11 protein-coding genes and 2 pseudogenes are annotated in these 16,050 nt (G+C 70.1%); 6 read left to right on the top strand and 7 right to left on the bottom strand.

The genetic code is table 11. From position 1 onward, the window contains the following. Positions 1-62: 62 nt before the first annotated feature. From ABT137_RS03920 to ABT137_RS03910, 3 genes are all read left to right on the top strand, one after another. Complete coding sequence (locus ABT137_RS03920) at positions 63-1,241, top strand: ABC transporter permease (protein ID WP_351701939.1); 1,179 nt, start codon at positions 63-65, stop codon at positions 1,239-1,241. A 287-nt stretch (positions 1,242-1,528) separates the two neighbouring features. Beyond that, complete coding sequence (locus ABT137_RS03915) at positions 1,529-1,894, top strand: winged helix-turn-helix transcriptional regulator (protein ID WP_351701936.1); 366 nt, start codon at positions 1,529-1,531, stop codon at positions 1,892-1,894. Between the two features lie 237 nt (positions 1,895-2,131). Further along, entirely contained in the window at positions 2,132-2,797 is a 666-nt protein-coding gene (locus tag ABT137_RS03910) for a nitroreductase (protein WP_351702358.1), read from the top strand. Positions 2,798-2,843: 46 nt separating this feature from the next. On the opposite strand, the gene ABT137_RS03905 is transcribed toward ABT137_RS03910, so the two are convergent. Then, positions 2,844-3,203 (bottom strand): hypothetical protein, encoded by a 360-nt coding sequence (locus tag ABT137_RS03905; RefSeq protein ID WP_351701933.1) that lies wholly within the window; start codon positions 3,201-3,203, stop codon positions 2,844-2,846. A 291-nt stretch (positions 3,204-3,494) separates the two neighbouring features. Here ABT137_RS03905 and ABT137_RS03900 point away from each other — a divergent pair, with 291 nt between their 5' ends. Continuing rightward, a complete protein-coding gene (locus ABT137_RS03900) occupies positions 3,495-4,118 on the top strand; it encodes a DUF5134 domain-containing protein (protein ID WP_351701930.1) in 624 nt (207 codons plus the stop codon). 141 nt (positions 4,119-4,259) lie between these two features. Next, positions 4,260-4,481 (top strand): annotated as a pseudogene (locus ABT137_RS03895) (hypothetical protein); the annotation flags it as partial. A gap of 48 nt (positions 4,482-4,529) precedes the next feature. Here the strand turns inward: ABT137_RS03895 and ABT137_RS03890 are convergent. The 3 genes from ABT137_RS03890 to ABT137_RS03880 form a co-directional block, all read right to left on the bottom strand. Then, positions 4,530-7,394, bottom strand: coding sequence for a helix-turn-helix transcriptional regulator (locus ABT137_RS03890; RefSeq protein ID WP_351701927.1), 2,865 nt, complete (start codon positions 7,392-7,394; stop codon positions 4,530-4,532). An 85-nt stretch (positions 7,395-7,479) separates the two neighbouring features. Continuing rightward, on the bottom strand, positions 7,480-7,851 hold the full coding sequence (locus ABT137_RS03885) for a cupin domain-containing protein (protein WP_351702355.1): 372 nt from the start codon (positions 7,849-7,851) through the stop codon (positions 7,480-7,482). 182 nt (positions 7,852-8,033) lie between these two features. Continuing rightward, positions 8,034-10,604 (bottom strand): SpoIIE family protein phosphatase, encoded by a 2,571-nt coding sequence (locus ABT137_RS03880; RefSeq protein ID WP_351701924.1) that lies wholly within the window; start codon positions 10,602-10,604, stop codon positions 8,034-8,036. 231 nt (positions 10,605-10,835) lie between these two features. On the opposite strand from ABT137_RS03880, the gene ABT137_RS03875 reads away from it, so the two are divergent. Further along, a complete protein-coding gene (locus tag ABT137_RS03875; RefSeq protein ID WP_351701921.1) occupies positions 10,836-13,010 on the top strand; it encodes a SpoIIE family protein phosphatase in 2,175 nt (724 codons plus the stop codon). On the opposite strand, the gene ABT137_RS03870 is transcribed toward ABT137_RS03875, so the two are convergent. From ABT137_RS03870 to ABT137_RS03860, 3 genes and pseudogenes are all read right to left on the bottom strand, one after another. Continuing rightward, positions 13,007-13,954: an RNA polymerase sigma-70 factor gene (locus ABT137_RS03870; protein WP_351701918.1), complete on the bottom strand. Its 948-nt coding sequence runs from the start codon at positions 13,952-13,954 to the stop codon at positions 13,007-13,009. The genes ABT137_RS03875 and ABT137_RS03870 overlap by 4 nt on opposite strands. Before the next feature lie 921 nt (positions 13,955-14,875). After that, positions 14,876-15,079 (bottom strand): hypothetical protein, encoded by a 204-nt coding sequence (locus tag ABT137_RS03865; protein ID WP_351701915.1) that lies wholly within the window; start codon positions 15,077-15,079, stop codon positions 14,876-14,878. Positions 15,080-15,271: 192 nt separating this feature from the next. Next, positions 15,272-16,015 (bottom strand): annotated as a pseudogene (locus ABT137_RS03860) (NAD(P)/FAD-dependent oxidoreductase); the annotation flags it as partial. Positions 16,016-16,050 lie beyond the last annotated feature (35 nt).

Genomic DNA, 16,050 nt, shown 5'->3' with positions numbered 1-16,050 from the left:
GGCAGGCCGTGAGGAACCCCTTGTCAGGACACCAGACATGGCGGGAAGTAGCCATTGCCGCCGTGGGGCTGCCCATAGCGATCACTCTGGCGGTGATGGCGTTCGCCTGGCCGGCGGGGCGGATCTCGCCGCGCGACGTCCCGGTCGGGATCGTGGGCACGGGGCCGGCCAGCCAACACGCAGTGGAGGGACTGACCCGGCAGAAGCCCGGCGCCTTCGACTTCCGCCTCTATCCCGACCAGCAGGCGGCGCGGTCGGCGATCAGGAACCGGGATGTCTACGGCGCCTTCGCCATCTCCGGCCACAGCATCACCGTGCTCAAGGCCACCGCCGCAAGCCCCTCCGTGGCCCAGCTTCTGACCGATGTCGGACAGCAGTTGGCGGACAAGGCCACCCAGCAGATGGCAGCCCGGCAGAAGGCTGCCGAGCAGAAGGCTGCCGAGCAGAAGGCCGGCGGTGCGCATTCCCCGGCGAAGGCCCACAAGCAGGCAACCGCCCAGCAGGGAGCCGCCGGCGCTGACTCCCCGGTGAAGATCCTCGCGAAGTCGGTCGACGTGGTGCCCGTCGCCACGGACGACCCCAGGGGTGTGGTGTTCAGCTCATCGGTCTTCCCGCTCACGATCTGCGGCATCCTGATCGGGGCGTTCGTCACGATGGCTCGCGGCCTGGCACGCCCGCGGCACCGGGTGCTGACACTTCTCGTCGCATGCGCCGTCGCGGCCCTCGGCGTCTATCTCGTGGCTCAAGGTTTCCTCGGGGCGCTGCCCCACAACCACGTGGCCACATGGGCGATCCTGACGCTCGACCTCCTCTCCGTCAGCGCCACCGCCGCCGGTGTGATCCGACTCCTCGGGCCGGCAGGCCTTGGGCTCAGCGCCGCGCTCATGGTCTTCGTCGGAAACGCCTTCTCCGGCGCCACCTCCGCTCCGGAGATGCTTCCCAAGGGCGTGGACTACGTCGGCCAGTGGCTGCCCCCGGGCGCCGGAGCCAGCCTGCTGCGCGACACCACGTACTTCGACGGCAACGCCGACGCCGGCCACCTTGCCGTCCTGGCCCTGTGGACCGTCTGCGGGCTCACAGCAGTCATGTGCGGCCACTGGGTCACCAGGGAACCCCGCGGCACGAAGACCGGTGCACCGGCTTCCGGTGAGTTGCTCCCGGCACTGCCTGGGTCCGGCACCGCTTCGGCGGTTCGGCGCCACGCGCACGCGCACGCCCGTCGCCACGACGGCGAGGGCTGAAGGCGAGCGCTTCATGTACGCAATCAAGCCTTGGCCGCCGGGGACTTCGGACCGAAACCGAAGGCCGATGAGGCGCTGACACGCGCCGGCAGCTCACCGAGCGCGCAGCCGCCGCAGGAGCCGACAACCCCGTTCACAGGGACGCACCACCACCCGGGCAAGCGGCCCGGCCGGCACACCGGCCGACTCCCGACACAGCTACGGCCACGACTACGACCACGACCACCGAATACTGCGCGAGCTGTCGCACCGTGATGGCTCGCGCCGTACCGGAACGGACACACACCATGCCTACCCAGCACAACCCTCACCCGGCACGCCGGACCGAGCATCCGCAGTCCGCCGATTCCTCTCCGGCCATCACTCGGGCCTTCGCCCTGCTCAGCAACGGCTGGAACGGCCTGATCCTCATGGCTTTGGCCAAAGGTCCGGCCGACTCCGCACAGATTCGCGAGCGCGTCCCCGGCATCAGCGGCCGCACGCTCGCTCAGCGGCTCCAGGAACTGACCGCGATCGATCTGATCACTCAGGACGTCCGGCCCGGGCTGTCCTCGCGAACACGTTACGCACTCTCTCCACACGGCAACGCCTTCCTCATCCCCCTGGCCGTCCTGTTCCTGTGGGCGGAAGATCACCTTCCGGCGAGCAGCTGACCGACCGGCCACGACTGGCCCCTGACCTCAACGACCCGCACCGAGACAGAAGGGGATCGCCGCTCTCGACTCCGCCGGCCTCCGGCCCCCGTCACGACTTCCTGCCCAGCCGCGACCGCTTTGCAAGGCGCGAGCCGACGGGGCAACGATCTATGGCATTTTATGCATATCGTTACATTTCATAGTCTTACGACTGATAAAGGTGGCATGTAGAGCAGACGAGGGAGCTTGGTGATCTTGGACGTCTACGAGGCGGTAACGAGCCGACGAGCCGTACGTGGATTCATCGACCGACCCGTCCCGAGGGAGGTACTGGAGCGGGTGCTCTCCGCTGCGGCCTGGGCACCCTCCGGGTCCAACCTCCAGCCCTGGCGCGTCTACGTGCTGACCGGCCGACCACTGGGCGAACTCAAGGAGCTCGCCGGCGGGCGCGTGACCGCGTGCGATCCCTGGGACGAGCGGGAATACGAGATGTACCCGCAGACACTGAAGTCCCCGTACCGCGAGCGCCGATCCGCCTTCGGTGCCGAGCGCTACAGCTCACTGGGCATCGAGCGCGAGGACTGGGAGGCGCGCCAGAGGGCCGCGTCCGCGAACTGGAACTGTTTCGGCGCGCCCGCCGCCCTGTTCTGCTACATCGACCGAGGTCTGGGCCGCCCCCAGTGGTCCGACGTGGGCATGTATCTGCAGACCGTGATGCTGCTGCTCCGCGCCGAAGGCCTGCACAGCTGCCCGCAGATGGCGTGGTCGGTCTACCGCAAGACCGTCGCGGAGGTCCTGTCGCCCCCCGACGACCTCATCCTCTTCTGCGGCATGTCGATCGGATTCGAAGACACCGCAGTGCCCTACACCCGTACGGGCCGAGCACCGCTCGAACAGACGGTCACCTTCGTCGATGAATAGGTCCTGTTCGACAAGGTGATCTACACGTGCGCATGACGGGGCAGTGTCAGGAGGCGATGCCGCGGCTGCCCATGGCGTCCTCGACTATGTGCAGCCCGTCCAGGCCCGGCAGCTTGGCGATGCGCGCGTCGATGTCGCGGATGAGCTTACGGCCCTCGGAGCCCGCGAAGAGGTGAGTCATGACGTGCGCGACCTCGGTCTCGGGCATGACGCCCGAACCGACCGGACCCCAGGCCCTTTCGAGCGCCAGGCGGGCGACCACGCGGGCCTTCTTGCTTGCGGCGAGCCGGTCGCGTGCCTGCGATGCGTAGAACGCCACATGCTTCGTCTCCTGCTGTGCGATCCGCTTCAGCAGCGGTACCAGCACGGGGTGGCTCTCCAGCGCGGAAAGCGCCTCCCGTGTCACGGATCCACTGTGCGCCCGGTCATCACTGCGAGACGTGCGTGGGACCAGGACGTAGGAACACGCGGCCGCCAACGGCATGTCTGTCCGGAGATGTTCCGGTCGCGAGGTATGTCTGGCTCAGGACGCAGTGGATCCATGGAGGTGCAACACGATGTCGGAGAAGGACGCGGCGCACGGTCACGGTGAGCAGGCCCCGGTTGCGCGCCCCGCATCCCACCGGCTGACCACCCCCACTCACACCTTGCTGTTCCGGCACGGATCCTGACCGCTCCGGGGAGGGTGCGATTCGGCATGAGTGCCACTGAAGTCGTCCACTGCATGCTGACCGCCCTGTTCGCAGCGGCCGCTGTCCGAGCGCTCGGGCAGAGTGTCCTGACCCGGACCGGTGCTTGCCGCAGCTGCGTCGACCATCTGCTGCATGCCGCCATGGCGCTGGCCATGGCGGTGATGCCGTGGAGCTGGGGCGGCGCCCTGCCCGCGCTGCCGCAGTCGGTCTTCTTCGCCGCCGCCGCACTGTGGTTCCCGCTGACCGCCGTCAGGAGTGGCCAGGAGGGACAGCTGTCGGCAACCGTGAGGAGACTGCCCTACGCGGTGGGCATGGCGGCAATGACCTGGATGTCGTACCGCGCGACGGGCCATGCACACGAGACCATGGCCGACGGCGTTCCGACGGCACACCAGGCCATGCATGTCAGCCACTCCATGGGCGGGTCGAAGGCCGACAGCGTCGTCACAGGAGTGTTGGCGCTGTACCTGCTCGCATGTTCTCTGCACTCGCTGACCCGCGACATGCCCACACTGCGCGCAACCACCGAGACGGCCGGCAACTCGACAAGCCTCAGGAGTGTTTGCAACCGCTTCTGGGACGGAGCGACGGCCATGGGCACGCTGGTCATGCTTCTGATGCCCCATTGACTCCTCTCAGCCGGACAAACCGTGGTGTCGGTAGCCGTCACACCCGGGGTGGCCCGTCGGTCAACTGGTGGTCCTGAAACGAAGATCCTCCAGGAGAATGGCACGACCACCACTCCCCCCTGCGCTGTCGGACGACCTGCCGTCGCGGAGATCCTGCGCTTCACGCGCAGCGGTGTCGCCTGGCAGGCACTGGGGGTCATGATCGGCGCCTATGAGCTCGCACTCGCCTACGCCATCGTCCTCGACTACGACGTCGCACGGTTCTTCGCCGACGCCGAGGCCCTCTACTCCTATGAGGGCACCCGCCAGATGCAGACCCTCATCGTCGGCAAGTCCATAACCGGGCAGAGCGCCTTCGTGTGAGTCGTGCCTTCGGCGTCGCGGGCCACACCTTCAAGCCCGGGGCACCGCTCACCCGGCCCCGTCGGCGGCATCGCCCCGTTCGACGGCCAGCCGGGTCAGTTCGACGCGAGTGTTGATGCCGAGCTTGGTGAAGATGTGTCTCATGTGGGTGTTGACGGTGTGCACGGACACGTAGAGCCGGTCGGCAATCGCCCGGTTGGTGAGGCCGTCCACGACGAGCGGGATCAGTTTCCGCTCGGATTCGGTCAGACTCCCCCACCCCGGGGAGCTGATCGTGTCGGGCCGCGGGGCGCCCGCGCGCACGCCCAGCTGTCGTAGACGCCGCCTGAGCCGTTCGTTGTCGCCCAGGGCTCCCGAGGCCAACGCCTGCTGAACCGCTTCTTCGAAATACGGGATCGCCTGCGCCGTATCGGCTGAGGCGGCCATGAGCTCGCCGAGGTCCTCGCACGCCGCGGCCAGGGCCAGTGGCCTGCCGGTGCTCCGGTAGCCGGCGACGGCGGACGTGAGTGCACGGGGGTCGCCGTGGAGCAGGCCGTCCACATGGGCACGGACGGCCCCGCTGATCTCCTGGCTGTCGTCCCGGGCGCTCAGGGTGCGCAGTGCGCCGGACACGGCCTGCGCGACCGACGGCTCCGCGCCGCGCAGCGCGATACGCACGATGGCGGGCCAGTGGGACGGCGGGAGGGTGAGCAGCCGCGTCGGCTCACTGTCTTCGAAGCTGCCTTCGAAGCTACCCGTGAGTGCCGCTGCCGCTGCCTGGTCCCTGCCCTCCGCGTCCGCCAGGCAGGCGCGCGCGAGCGACACCCAAAGGCCGTACCGCCTCGCGTTCGTGCCGGAGCCGGCTTCGGCTGCGCGGAGATGGTCCCGCGCCCTGGCAAGGTCACCGCGTCTGATCTCCACCAGTGCCAGCACGGCGCGGGCCTGCGGATTCGGCTGGGTGATCTCCAGTTCGTCCGCCACCGCCAGACTGGCCTCGGCCTCCACGGCCGCGTCGTCCAGCGCGCCCTGTTCGAGCAGGGCGCAGGCACGGCGGGCATGCCAGTGCGGAAGTGACCAGCCGAGGCCCAGCGCCTCCGCTTCGCGCTGGCCCTCACGCAGCACCCGCTCGGTGTCCGCGAGCCGGTCGGTGCTGGTCAGAACCGTGGCCAGCCACAGCGCCGGAATTCTCGGGGGCCGCAGGTAGGGCACGGTGGGCTCGGCGTAGGCGCGTGCGGTAGCGGCCTCGGCGAGCTCCAGCGCTCGGGCCAGGCGCCCACGGTAGAAGAGCGTCTGCGACTGGAACACCATGACGCTGACGACGACGGCCGGATCGTGGCTCCGGTAGGAGGCCGCGACCAGGCCGGTGTCCGTCTGCTCGGCAGCGGTGATGTTCCCGAGGTACACGTGGCCCGTCGCCTGGGTCTTCAGCAGCCGCACCCGCAGGTCGGACGGCAGCGCGGGGAGGTCCAGGGCCTGCTTCAGGTGAGTCATGGCGGCGGCGTCGTCGCCCGCGGCCTGGTGTATTTCGGCGGCCACCAGCCGCAGGTTCGCCTCCTGCGGCGGCTCCACACCGTCCGACAGGGTCGCGTCGACCAGATCGAGCGCCTCGTGAACCCGGCGGGTCCGGCCGAGGTACTCGGCGGCATCGGTCAGCAGACCGACGCGACGCCGGTCGCGCGGGGGCAGCAGGCCGGCGATCCGCTGGGCCAGGTCCGCGGCCGCGTCGGGTGCCGTCGCCGACAGTTCCCGTACGGCGGTGTGCAGCGTGGTCACGGCATCGTCGTCGACCGGGCCGCCCGCCATGACGACATGCCAGGCCACCTCCGCCGATCGTGCCCCGGCGGCGCGCAGGCTCTCGGCGGCCTCCCGGTGCAGCGCGGTCCGTACGGCCGGCGGCAGGTTCTCGTGGACGGCCTGCCGCAGGAGGTCGTGGCGGAAGGCGAGTCGCGGGCCGTCCGCCGAGAGCAGACCGCAGTTCAGGGCGGCTTCCACGCCGGACAGCAGGCTGCCGACCTGCCTCCCGAGCATGCGGGCGGCCGTACCGAAGTCGAATTCCCGGCCGAGGACGGAGCCGACCTGGAGGAGGCGTACGGCGTCCTCCGGGAGCTGCTGCAGACGTGCGGCGACACTCTGCCGGAAGCCGACGGGGATGTCGCGGTACAGGCGGTCGGCCGCGCCCGCCTCTGCTTCGACGGCATCCGTGTCAGGGAAGGAGCGCACCAGTTCGATCGCCAGGAACGGATTGCCCGCGACGCCTCGCAGCATCCTGGCCAGACCGGGTGAGGGTTTCGCCCCGAGCACGTCGGCCGCGATGTGCTCCAGTTCCTGCTGGGGCAGCGGGCCGAGGGTCAGCCATCGGGCGCCGAGGCGTTCGAGGTCTTCCCGCACCCTGGCCACGGTCGGGCGCTCGGTCTCCGACCGTACCGCCAGCACCCACAGGATCCGCGAGGTGGCCAGTCGTCCGGGCAGCGTGCGCAGCGCGAAGAGCGTGGCCGGATCCGACCATTGCGCGTCGTCCACGAGCACGAGCACCGGCGCACGCTGAGCCCGGTCTTCCAGAGCGTCCGCGATGCAGTCCAACAGCCGGAGCCGCTGGTCGTTCAGGCCCTCGGCGCCTCGGGCGAATCCGTCGTAGGCCTGCAGGGCGGACTGCAGGGCGGCTCCTGCCGCATACTGATCGAACTCGTCGGCCCGTACGGAGACCACATCGAACCCGCACCGCCGCGCCCGCATGTCCAACTCCGCGAGGAGCCGGCTCTTGCCGACGCCGGGCGCGCCTTCCACGACGACGCAGGCGCCCCGTCCGCCATGTACCGCCATTAGAGCCTCGCGGACGGCCGCGATCTCACGGTCCCGTCCCCTGAGGCGCAGCCCGGTCCCAGCCTGGTTTTCGCGCCCGGGGTCCAGGTCGCCCGTGGGGTCTGTGCTGCGCATGGGGCAAGCATGCCGCAGGCCACAGGTGCCCTCAACGCCGGTCCCCCTGCCACGTCGGCTGCGGCTCTCCTGGTGAGCCGGTGGATCAGTCGGTGGGGCGGGGGGCGCGCAGGTGGGCCCGCTTCTCCAGTTCCTCGTCGCCGACCAGGGTGAGCATCGGCTGGCCCGGCGCGCACATCATGAACACGATGTACTTGGCCGGCACCTCCGACGAGGCGTTGCCGTTCTGGTAGTGGATCACCTCACCGCCCGGCTCCCAGAACGTCTCACCGGCCTTGATCACGCGTTCTGGCTCGCCCTCGAGCTCCCACCGGACCGCGCCTTCGAGGACGTAGCCGAAACACGGCCCCGAGTGACGGTGCGGAGGAGTCCCGGGATCGCCGGGCGGCCACTCGACGAGAACGGTCATGCCCGAAGCACCCTCGGGTACGAAGGGCGGCTTGACGTCCGCCAGCATCCTGGGGCCGAACGTCGACTCGCTGTCCTGTCCGGCGGTCTCGGTCGCCGAGTCCTCTGCCGACACTGCTGCACCTCCGTAGGCCTGCCCGGAACGGATGGTCCGGCGCTGCTGCTCCAGGAACCACCCTGCATCCTGTCGGCGGCCCTCACAAACCAGGAGCCCGCGGCATGGCGAGCGCACTACCAGGGCAAGAGCCCTCCTCCGGCGGCGACGCCGGAGTCCGCGGGCGCCGCAGCCGTCGCGGAGACGAGGACGGAGCGCTCCTCGGACATGGGCGGTACCCCGAGGGTCCCCGCGCGTTCCGATGCGGGGGCCAGATCCACTTCGGCCCACACCACTTTGCCGCCCGGCACGGTACGGAAGCCCCATCTGCGGGACAGCTGGGCGACCAGAAAGAGGCCGCGGCCGTTCTCGTCATGGGTGCATGCGCTGCGCGGACGTGGGACGCAGGCGCTCGAGTCGAACACTTCGCAGGTCAGGACCTGGTGCCGGATCAGGCGCAGGGTGATCTGGCCGCTGCCGTGGCGGACGGCGTTGGTGACCAGTTCACTGACGATCAGCTTCGTGGTGTCCGCGACACCTGCCAGGCCCCATTCGGTCAGCTGACGGGCCGCCATGTGCCGGGCGCTGCGGGCGGCGGTCTGGTCGCTGGGCAGCGTCCAGGAGGCTACCTGGGTGGGGCTGAGCGTACGGGTCCGGACGAGGAGCAGCGTGGCGTCGTCGGAGGGTGCCTGCCCCGGGAAGGTCTCCATCGCGCGGCTGCAGAGTTCCTCCAGGGGGCGGCCCGGTTGTGCCAGGGCGCTGCCGAGGCGGCGCATTCCCACGTCGATGTCGTGGTCGCGGGTCTCGATGAGGCCGTCGGTGTACAGACCGAGGACACTCCCCTCGGGCAGTTCCAGCTCGGCGGCCTCGAAGGGGACGCCCAGCCCCATGCCCAGCGGGGTTCCGGTGGGCAGGTCGGGGAAGGCGACCCGCCCCTGCGGGTCGACGATCGCGGGCGGAGGGTGCCCGGCCCGCGCCATGGCGCACCGACGGGTGACCGGGTCGTACACCGCGTACAGGCAGGTGGCGCCCACAGCCGGGGAGCACTGCTCCGGAGCGTCGGCTTCCTCCTCGGCCAGCCGCTGGACCGTGTCGTCGAGGTGGGTCAGCAGTTCCTCGGGGCGCAGCTCCATGTCGGCGAGGGTGCGTACGGCGGTGCGGAGCCGGCCCATGGTCGCGGCGGCGTTGATCCCGTGTCCGACCACATCGCCGACGACGAGGGCCACCCGCGCGCCGGACAGCGGGATCACGTCGAACCAGTCGCCCCCGACGCCGTGGTCCATGTCGGCGGGGAGGTAACGAGACGCCGTCTCGACCGCCGCGCCGCCCTTCAGACGGTGCGGGAGCAGGTTCCGTTGGAGGGCGAGGGCAGCGGTGTGCTCGCGGGCGTACTGGCGCGCGTTGTCCAGCGCCAGCGCGGCGCGGCTGACGAGTTCCTCGGCGAGGAGCACATCGACCTCCTGGAACGGCCCCGGGTCCGAGGTGCGGATGAACAGCACCATGCCCAGCAGGACGCGCCGCGTACGGATGGGTATGAGCATCAGGGAGTGGATGCCGTTCTCGTGGATCGTCCGCGCCCGCACCGGGTCCTGGTCGATCCAGGTGCCCGGAGCGGTGTCCAGGACCGGCTCCAGGTGGGGCATCCCGGTGCGCATGACGTCGGTGAAGGGTGAGGCGGGCGGCCACGGGACCACCTCGCCGTGCGCCCACGGCGACTCCGGGACCCCGTGGTGGATCGACGCCAGACCGGCGCGCAGGAAGACAGGGAGGCGCTGGCCCGTGGAGCCGATGTGGACCGGGGGCCCTTCGCCGAACGGGACCGACTGCTCGAGGTCGACGGCGACGTAGTCGGCGAGCAGCGGCACGGCCAGGTCGGCCAGTTCCTGGCTGGTCCGCATCACGTCCAGGCTGGTGCCGAGGCGGGTACTGCCTTCGCTGAGGATGGCCAGACGATCGCGCGCCCGCCGGCTCTCGGTGAGGTCGACGCTGATCACGCACACCCCCAGCACCTGGCCGTCGGCGTCCTGGAGGCAGAAGATCGAAGCCGCGTACGTGTGCTCCCGGTGCGGGCTCGACGGCAGCCATGTCCGGTGGTCGTGGACCTTGACGGGCCCGCCCCGCATCACCTCCCGCATCGCCGACTCGATCGTCTCGGCCGCGGCACCCGGCCGCACATCGCTGATTCGCCATCCGAGCCGCCGGTCGCGGGAAATGCCGTCGTGGCTCTCCATCGTGTCGTTCACCCAGGTGCACCGCAGTTGCGGGTCCCGCACGACGATGCCCATGGGGACGCGGGCGAGCAGCGACTCCCGCACCAGTCCGTTCGTCGGTTCCCCGGAGGCCTCGCCGATGTCGGTCACGGAGACGAGCCACCGGACCGTTTCGCCGTGCCCCCACAGCATCGAGACCCGCAGGCTCACGTCAAGCCCGTGCCCATCCCTGTGCCGTACCGTCGTCGTGCCCGACCAGCCGCGCTGGGCACGGCACTGGTCGACGAACTCCGCCGTCGTCGGCGCTTCCTCGGAGTGCCGCAGCACGGCCGAGGCCGACCGGCCCACGACGTCGCCGGCGGAGTACCCGACCAGCCGCTCGGCGGCCCGCGTCCATCCGACCACCGTCCCCTGCTCGTCGAGCATCGCGATCGCCGACTCCGAGGGCTCGCGGATGTTGGGCTGCCTACGGGGTGTCGCTGTGTCTGTGCTGATCATCGAATCGTCGTCCTCGGATAGGTGGCGGCGAGGCAGGCACCTGCGGCACGCCGTGCTTCGTCACCGTTCTCGATGCCGGTCCCGGACTTGAGCGCGATTGCGCCCCTACTTGTCCCTTTTCAGGTCATTGACCGGATGGCGCTTGGATCTGTGACAGGGGCCACTGCCGCGACGGCGGTCCCGGACGGCTCTCCCGCGCGGGGCCGGCCGGTGCGGACGTACGGTGCTGGTATGTGCGCCATGCGGGAAGACGGCGCGGTTCCGCCCTACGGGCCTCGTCCGTCCTCAGCCGCCTCCGGGTCGACTCGCCGGGCGGAGCTGGACCGGCTGCTGGAGTTCGCCGTGCACGACACGGGGGTGTTCGCGGGTGCGGTCTTCCTGCTGGTGCCGGACGGGGAGACCCTGCAACTGGAGGTGACCGCGGGGCTGCCGGCGGAGTATCTGACGCCCTGGTCCCGGGTGGCGCTGTCGAGCCCTGTTGCGGTGGCGGAGGCGTTGCGTCTGCGACGACTGGTCTGGGTGAGCGACCCCGAGGAGTTCGCCCGACGCTATCCGCGTACGGCGATCGCACTTCCCTACCACTGCGCGGCAGCCGCGGCACCCATCGTCACCGGCACCACAGTCTGGGGCACGCTGCTGCTCCTGTGGCCCGGGTCCGACACCGCCGGGGCCGCCGGTCCGGGGCCCGACCGGGTCGCTGCCGCCTGTCGCCGCCTGGGACGGTTCCTGCGCGACGCCGCCGACACCGGCCACGCCGTACATCCGGGGCCGACACCGCGCACCCTGCCGCAGCCGCCGGTCCACAGCCGGGATCCGGCCGAGGCGCTGGCCGCGGCGGACCTCGTCGAACGGCTGCCGGGGGGCAGCTGCTCGCTCGACCTCAAGGGCACGTTCACCTACGTCAGTGCCACCGCCGCCGCCCTGCTGGGCGGCAGCGTCGCCGAGCTGACCGGCACACATCCCTGGCAGGCCCTGCCCTGGTGCGCCGACTCGCCCATCGAGGACTGCTTCCGCGGTGCCCTGGTCAGTCGCAGGCCCGCCTACTTCACCGCCCTGCGTCCGCCGGACCAGTGGCTCGCCTTCGAGCTCTACCCCGACGGATCCGGGGTGAGCGTCCGCATCTCGCCGACCGGCCCGGGCCCGGCCTCACCGGCCGGGCCCGCGAGAACGGGGACGTTCCTGGGCCAGGCGATCCCCCTCGGCGAGGTCTACCAGGTGCTCCACCTGGCCGCCGCCCTCTCCGAAGCCGTGGGTGTGTCCGACGTGGTCGATCTGATCACCGAAGAGATACTGCCGGCCTTCGGCGCCCGGACCGTGGCCCTGCTCGCGGAAGAGGACGGCAGAATGCGTGTCATCGGCCGTCGCGGATACGACCCCGAGCTCCTGGAACTCTTCGACGGAGCACCGCTGACCTGCCTGGCGCCCCCGTTCCGGGTCCTCGCCACCGGCCGGCCCTGTTTCTTCGCGACGTTCGAGGAACTGTCCCGCGCCTACCCGCCCGCCATCCGCCAGGAAGGTCTCCACGCCTGGGCCTTTCTGCCGCTCATCACCTCCGGGCGTCCCGTGGGTTCGTGCGTGTTCGCCTTCGACAGCCCCCACCCCTTCGCCGAGCAGGAACGGGTCGTCTTCACGGCACTCGCGGGACTCATCGCGCAGGCACTGGACCGGGCCCGCCTGTACGACGCCAGCAAAGAGCTCGCGCAGACCCTGCAAGCCGCCCTGCTCCCCGACTCGCTGCCCGACGTGCCGGGACTCGACGCTGCCGCCCGCTATCTGCCCGCCGCCCGTGGCATGGACATCGGCGGCGACTTCTACGATCTGGTCCGGGTGGACGACACCACCGCGGCCGCGTTCATCGGCGACGTCCAGGGCCACAACGTCACCGCCGCCGCGCTCATGGGCCGGATCCGCCTCTCCCTCCGCTCCCACGCCGCCACCGGAACCGCGCCGGCGCAGGCCCTCACGCAGGCCAACCGCCAGCTGGTCGACCTGGACGCGGGCCGCTTCGTCAGCTGTCTGTACGCACATCTCGACCTCGCACGCCGCCGGGCCGTCCTGGCCACCGCCGGGCATCCCCCGCCGATCCTGCGCCACCCCGACGGACACGCCGAGGTCCTTCACCTGCCGCCCGGGCTGCTGCTCGGCATCGACCCCGACGCGGACTATCCCGCCACCGAGATCCCGCTGACGCCCGGCACCGTCCTCGCCCTGTACACCGACGGACTCGTCGAAACTCCCGGAGTCGACCTGGACGACGCCATGGCCGGGCTCGCCACCCAGCTCGCCCAGGCCCGGTGCCGGCCGATGGACCGGCTCGCCACAACCCTGATCGACCACGCACGGCGAACCGCCCCCATGACGGACGACATCGCCCTGCTGCTCATCGGGCTCGCCACCGCCGGCTAGGACGGTGCGATGCCATCAACCGACGCCAGGCCGGGAGCAGTTGCGCGGCGGGCGCCGGAGTCCAGAAACGCGGCGATCTTGCTGGGGTTGAACACCCACATCACCCTGTGGATGCCTTCCCTGGACGCAGCGATCGTCAGGATCGTGATGGGGGAACCGTCGCGGCAGATCATCACGCCCGTACGGCCGTTGGCCTGGACCAGTCGCAGGTCCGCCCCCTGCCAGAACCGCCGAGTGGCGGTGGCCAGGTTGGCCACACGCGCACGGCCCACCACAGGTACCCGGGCGGCGCCCCGGAGGCCGTTGCCGTCGGACAGGCTGACGATGTCAGGGGCGAGGACGGCTTCCAACGAGGCCACATCGCCGGTGCGAGCCGCTGAGACGAAGGCATCCAGCAGGCGTCGATGCTCCACCGCGTCCACACTCGCGCGCGGCTCGCCCGACAGGCGCTTGCGCGAACGGCTCACGATCTGGCGGACGTTGACGACGCTGAGCTGCAGGATCTCGGCAATCTCCGGGTAGGAGTAGTCGAACGCCTCGCGCAGGACATACGCGGCCCGCTCGGTGGGGCTCAGCTTCTCCAGCACGAGCAACAGGGCCAACTCCAGAGCCTCCGCCCGCTGCGCGCCCACCTCCGGATCACCACTGGTGTCGACGGGCTCGGGCAACCACGGCCCGATGTAGGTCTCCCGACGCACCCGCGCCGACTGCGCCACGTTGATGGCCAAGCGGGTCGTGGCACTGGACAGGAAGGCCACGGGGCTCACCACCACGGAGCGGTCGGTCTTCTGCCAACGCAGCCACACCTCCTGGACCACGTCCTCGGCCTCGGCCACACTGCCGAGCACACGGTAGGCGATCCCGAAGAGGCGCGCCCGGTACTGCACAAAGGCAGAAACAGCCTCGTCAAGGTCACTCGTCGTAGGGGACGACTTCAGATGCATGATCCTGTGGTCCTCGTTCCTCCGGATACGGCAGTCGCGTGGCGGGATCACATCGCTACCGGGGACAGGCGGACGGCTGCGGCAAGCCGTCCTGCGACGTGCTCCGCACGGCCGGCGTGTTGCCGGGCATGAGGATCCCCTTGGCTTGTTCGGGTGGTGCGGGAAAAGCGGCAGCTGAAAGTCACGACTGGTCCCATCGCAGCTGAACCGGAGATCCGGATCGGCCCCGCTCCTCCGGCAGAGCCGGCCCATGGGAATGCCGTGGGCCGTTGTCGGAGCAACGGCGGTCAGGCAGAGACGTCGCGGTCTCGCGGCCCGCCCCTCGGCTCACATCAGGACTCTGTTCAGGTAGTGAATGCATTCTTCGCCAACACCGCCAGACTGGGGCATAACGATGTCCAGGCGCATCGCATGATCGAGTGATTCGGCCGGCACTGGGACGGGCAGTGGACTGCGCGGCCCGCGGGCACCTCCTTCCGGCCGACCTGTCGAACCATTGACCGGCGAGGATCGGAAAATGTGACACGGTGCCCGACACGCCATGAGCGGCAGTCACACCAGGACGCCGGCACCGCGTCAGGGCGGGTCTGAACACCCGGAGTAGTTCGGTGCACTCCCGCGCATCGCATGTTCTAGTGATTCGACTCGGCCGACCCACCGGCCGGGCACCGCCGAGAGCCTCCAGGAGGACTTGGCTCGTCCGCAGCCAGAAACAGGCGCTGGAGAGGGAACTTGCTCCGGTCGTGCCGCATCTCGGTCCGCTGCGACGGGCTCTCAGCGCCTTCGAGTCCTTGATGCGTGCCCCGGCTGGGCCGCGACTCCGACGGCGAAAGCATCAACGCGGTTGCAACGCCCTCGATCGCCTGGTCGCCGCCTCTCGTATCCAGCGGGCCGGGCGAGGTCCCCACCGCGCCCGGCAGTTCAGCTCAACGATTTCAGGAGCACGGCGAAGCACAGGGCCATGGCCGCGCTGATCAGGATCATCGCGGCGAGCGTTCCGCGTAGCCAGCGCGTGAAGCGGACGCGGTGCCTCTGCTGCACCTCGCTGACGTGTGTCGCGATGTGTTCCGTCACCATGCGTGCGACGTATGTCTGTTCCTTGAGGTACCAGCTCTCGATGTCCACCTTCTGTTCCCGGGTCAGCCCCGCCACCCGTGTGGGTAAGACCGTGACGCGCTGCCGTGCTGCCGTGCTGCCGTGCTGCCGTGCTGCCGTGCTGCCGTGCTGCCGCCAGATGAGCGTGCCGGTACAGGAAGGTCTCGATGTCGGTCAGGCCGCGCGCGGCCTCCTCACTCGTGTTCATGGTGTGCTCCACGGTCATGCGGCCGTGCGGCCACTCGTCGGGCTCTCGCCGGGGCGCTGCGGATCGCCGCTCGTGACGAACGCGTCCCGCGGATGCTGGACGGAGGCGAGGGAGACGTGATCCCGGCCGAAGACCGCAGCCGTGAGCCAGACCGCGAGGACGCGGATCTTGCGTTCCCATGAGGGCACGGCCAGGACGTGATAGCCCCGGTGCATCAGCCAGGCAGGCAGCCCCTTGATGACGATCTTCTTGTACTGGAAGATGCCCCGTCCCAGCCCGAGCGTGGCCACCACCCCCAGACTGCTGTGGCGGTAGTTCTTGATGCGTCCCCCGCGCAGGTCGGCCACGATGTTCTTCGCGAGGCGTCTGCCCTGCCGTACGGCGTGCTGGGCGTTCGGCACCGTGTGAGCCCCCGGCACCGTTGATGCCAGGTCGGGAACGGCCGCGTCGTCCCCGGCCGCCCATGCGTCCGGGACGAGTTCGCTGCCGGTGCCCACACGCAGGTCGGGGCGGACCACGAGCAGGCCTCGTTCGTCGATGGGGAGATCCGAGTGGTTGTGCACGACCGGATTGGAGGCGTTGCCGGCGGTCCATACGACCAACCCGGAATCGAACTCCTCCCCGTCGGAGAGCACTGCACGGCCATCGGCGAGGGAGCGGATCTGTGTGTCGAGGTGAACGTGCGCGCCACGGCGCTCCAGAGAGCGCACAACCCAGGCGCCCGGCTTGTCCCCCACCTCGGGCAGGATGCGGCCCCGTTGTTTGTTGTTCGACACCCCTTAGACAAGGCAGG

The sequence above is a fragment of the Streptomyces sp. NPDC001980 genome (assembly GCF_040296885.1).
Lineage (GTDB): Bacteria > Actinomycetota > Actinomycetes > Streptomycetales > Streptomycetaceae > Streptomyces.
Note: the sequence above shows the minus strand (reverse complement) of the source record. Positions and strands in the feature narration are given on the sequence as shown.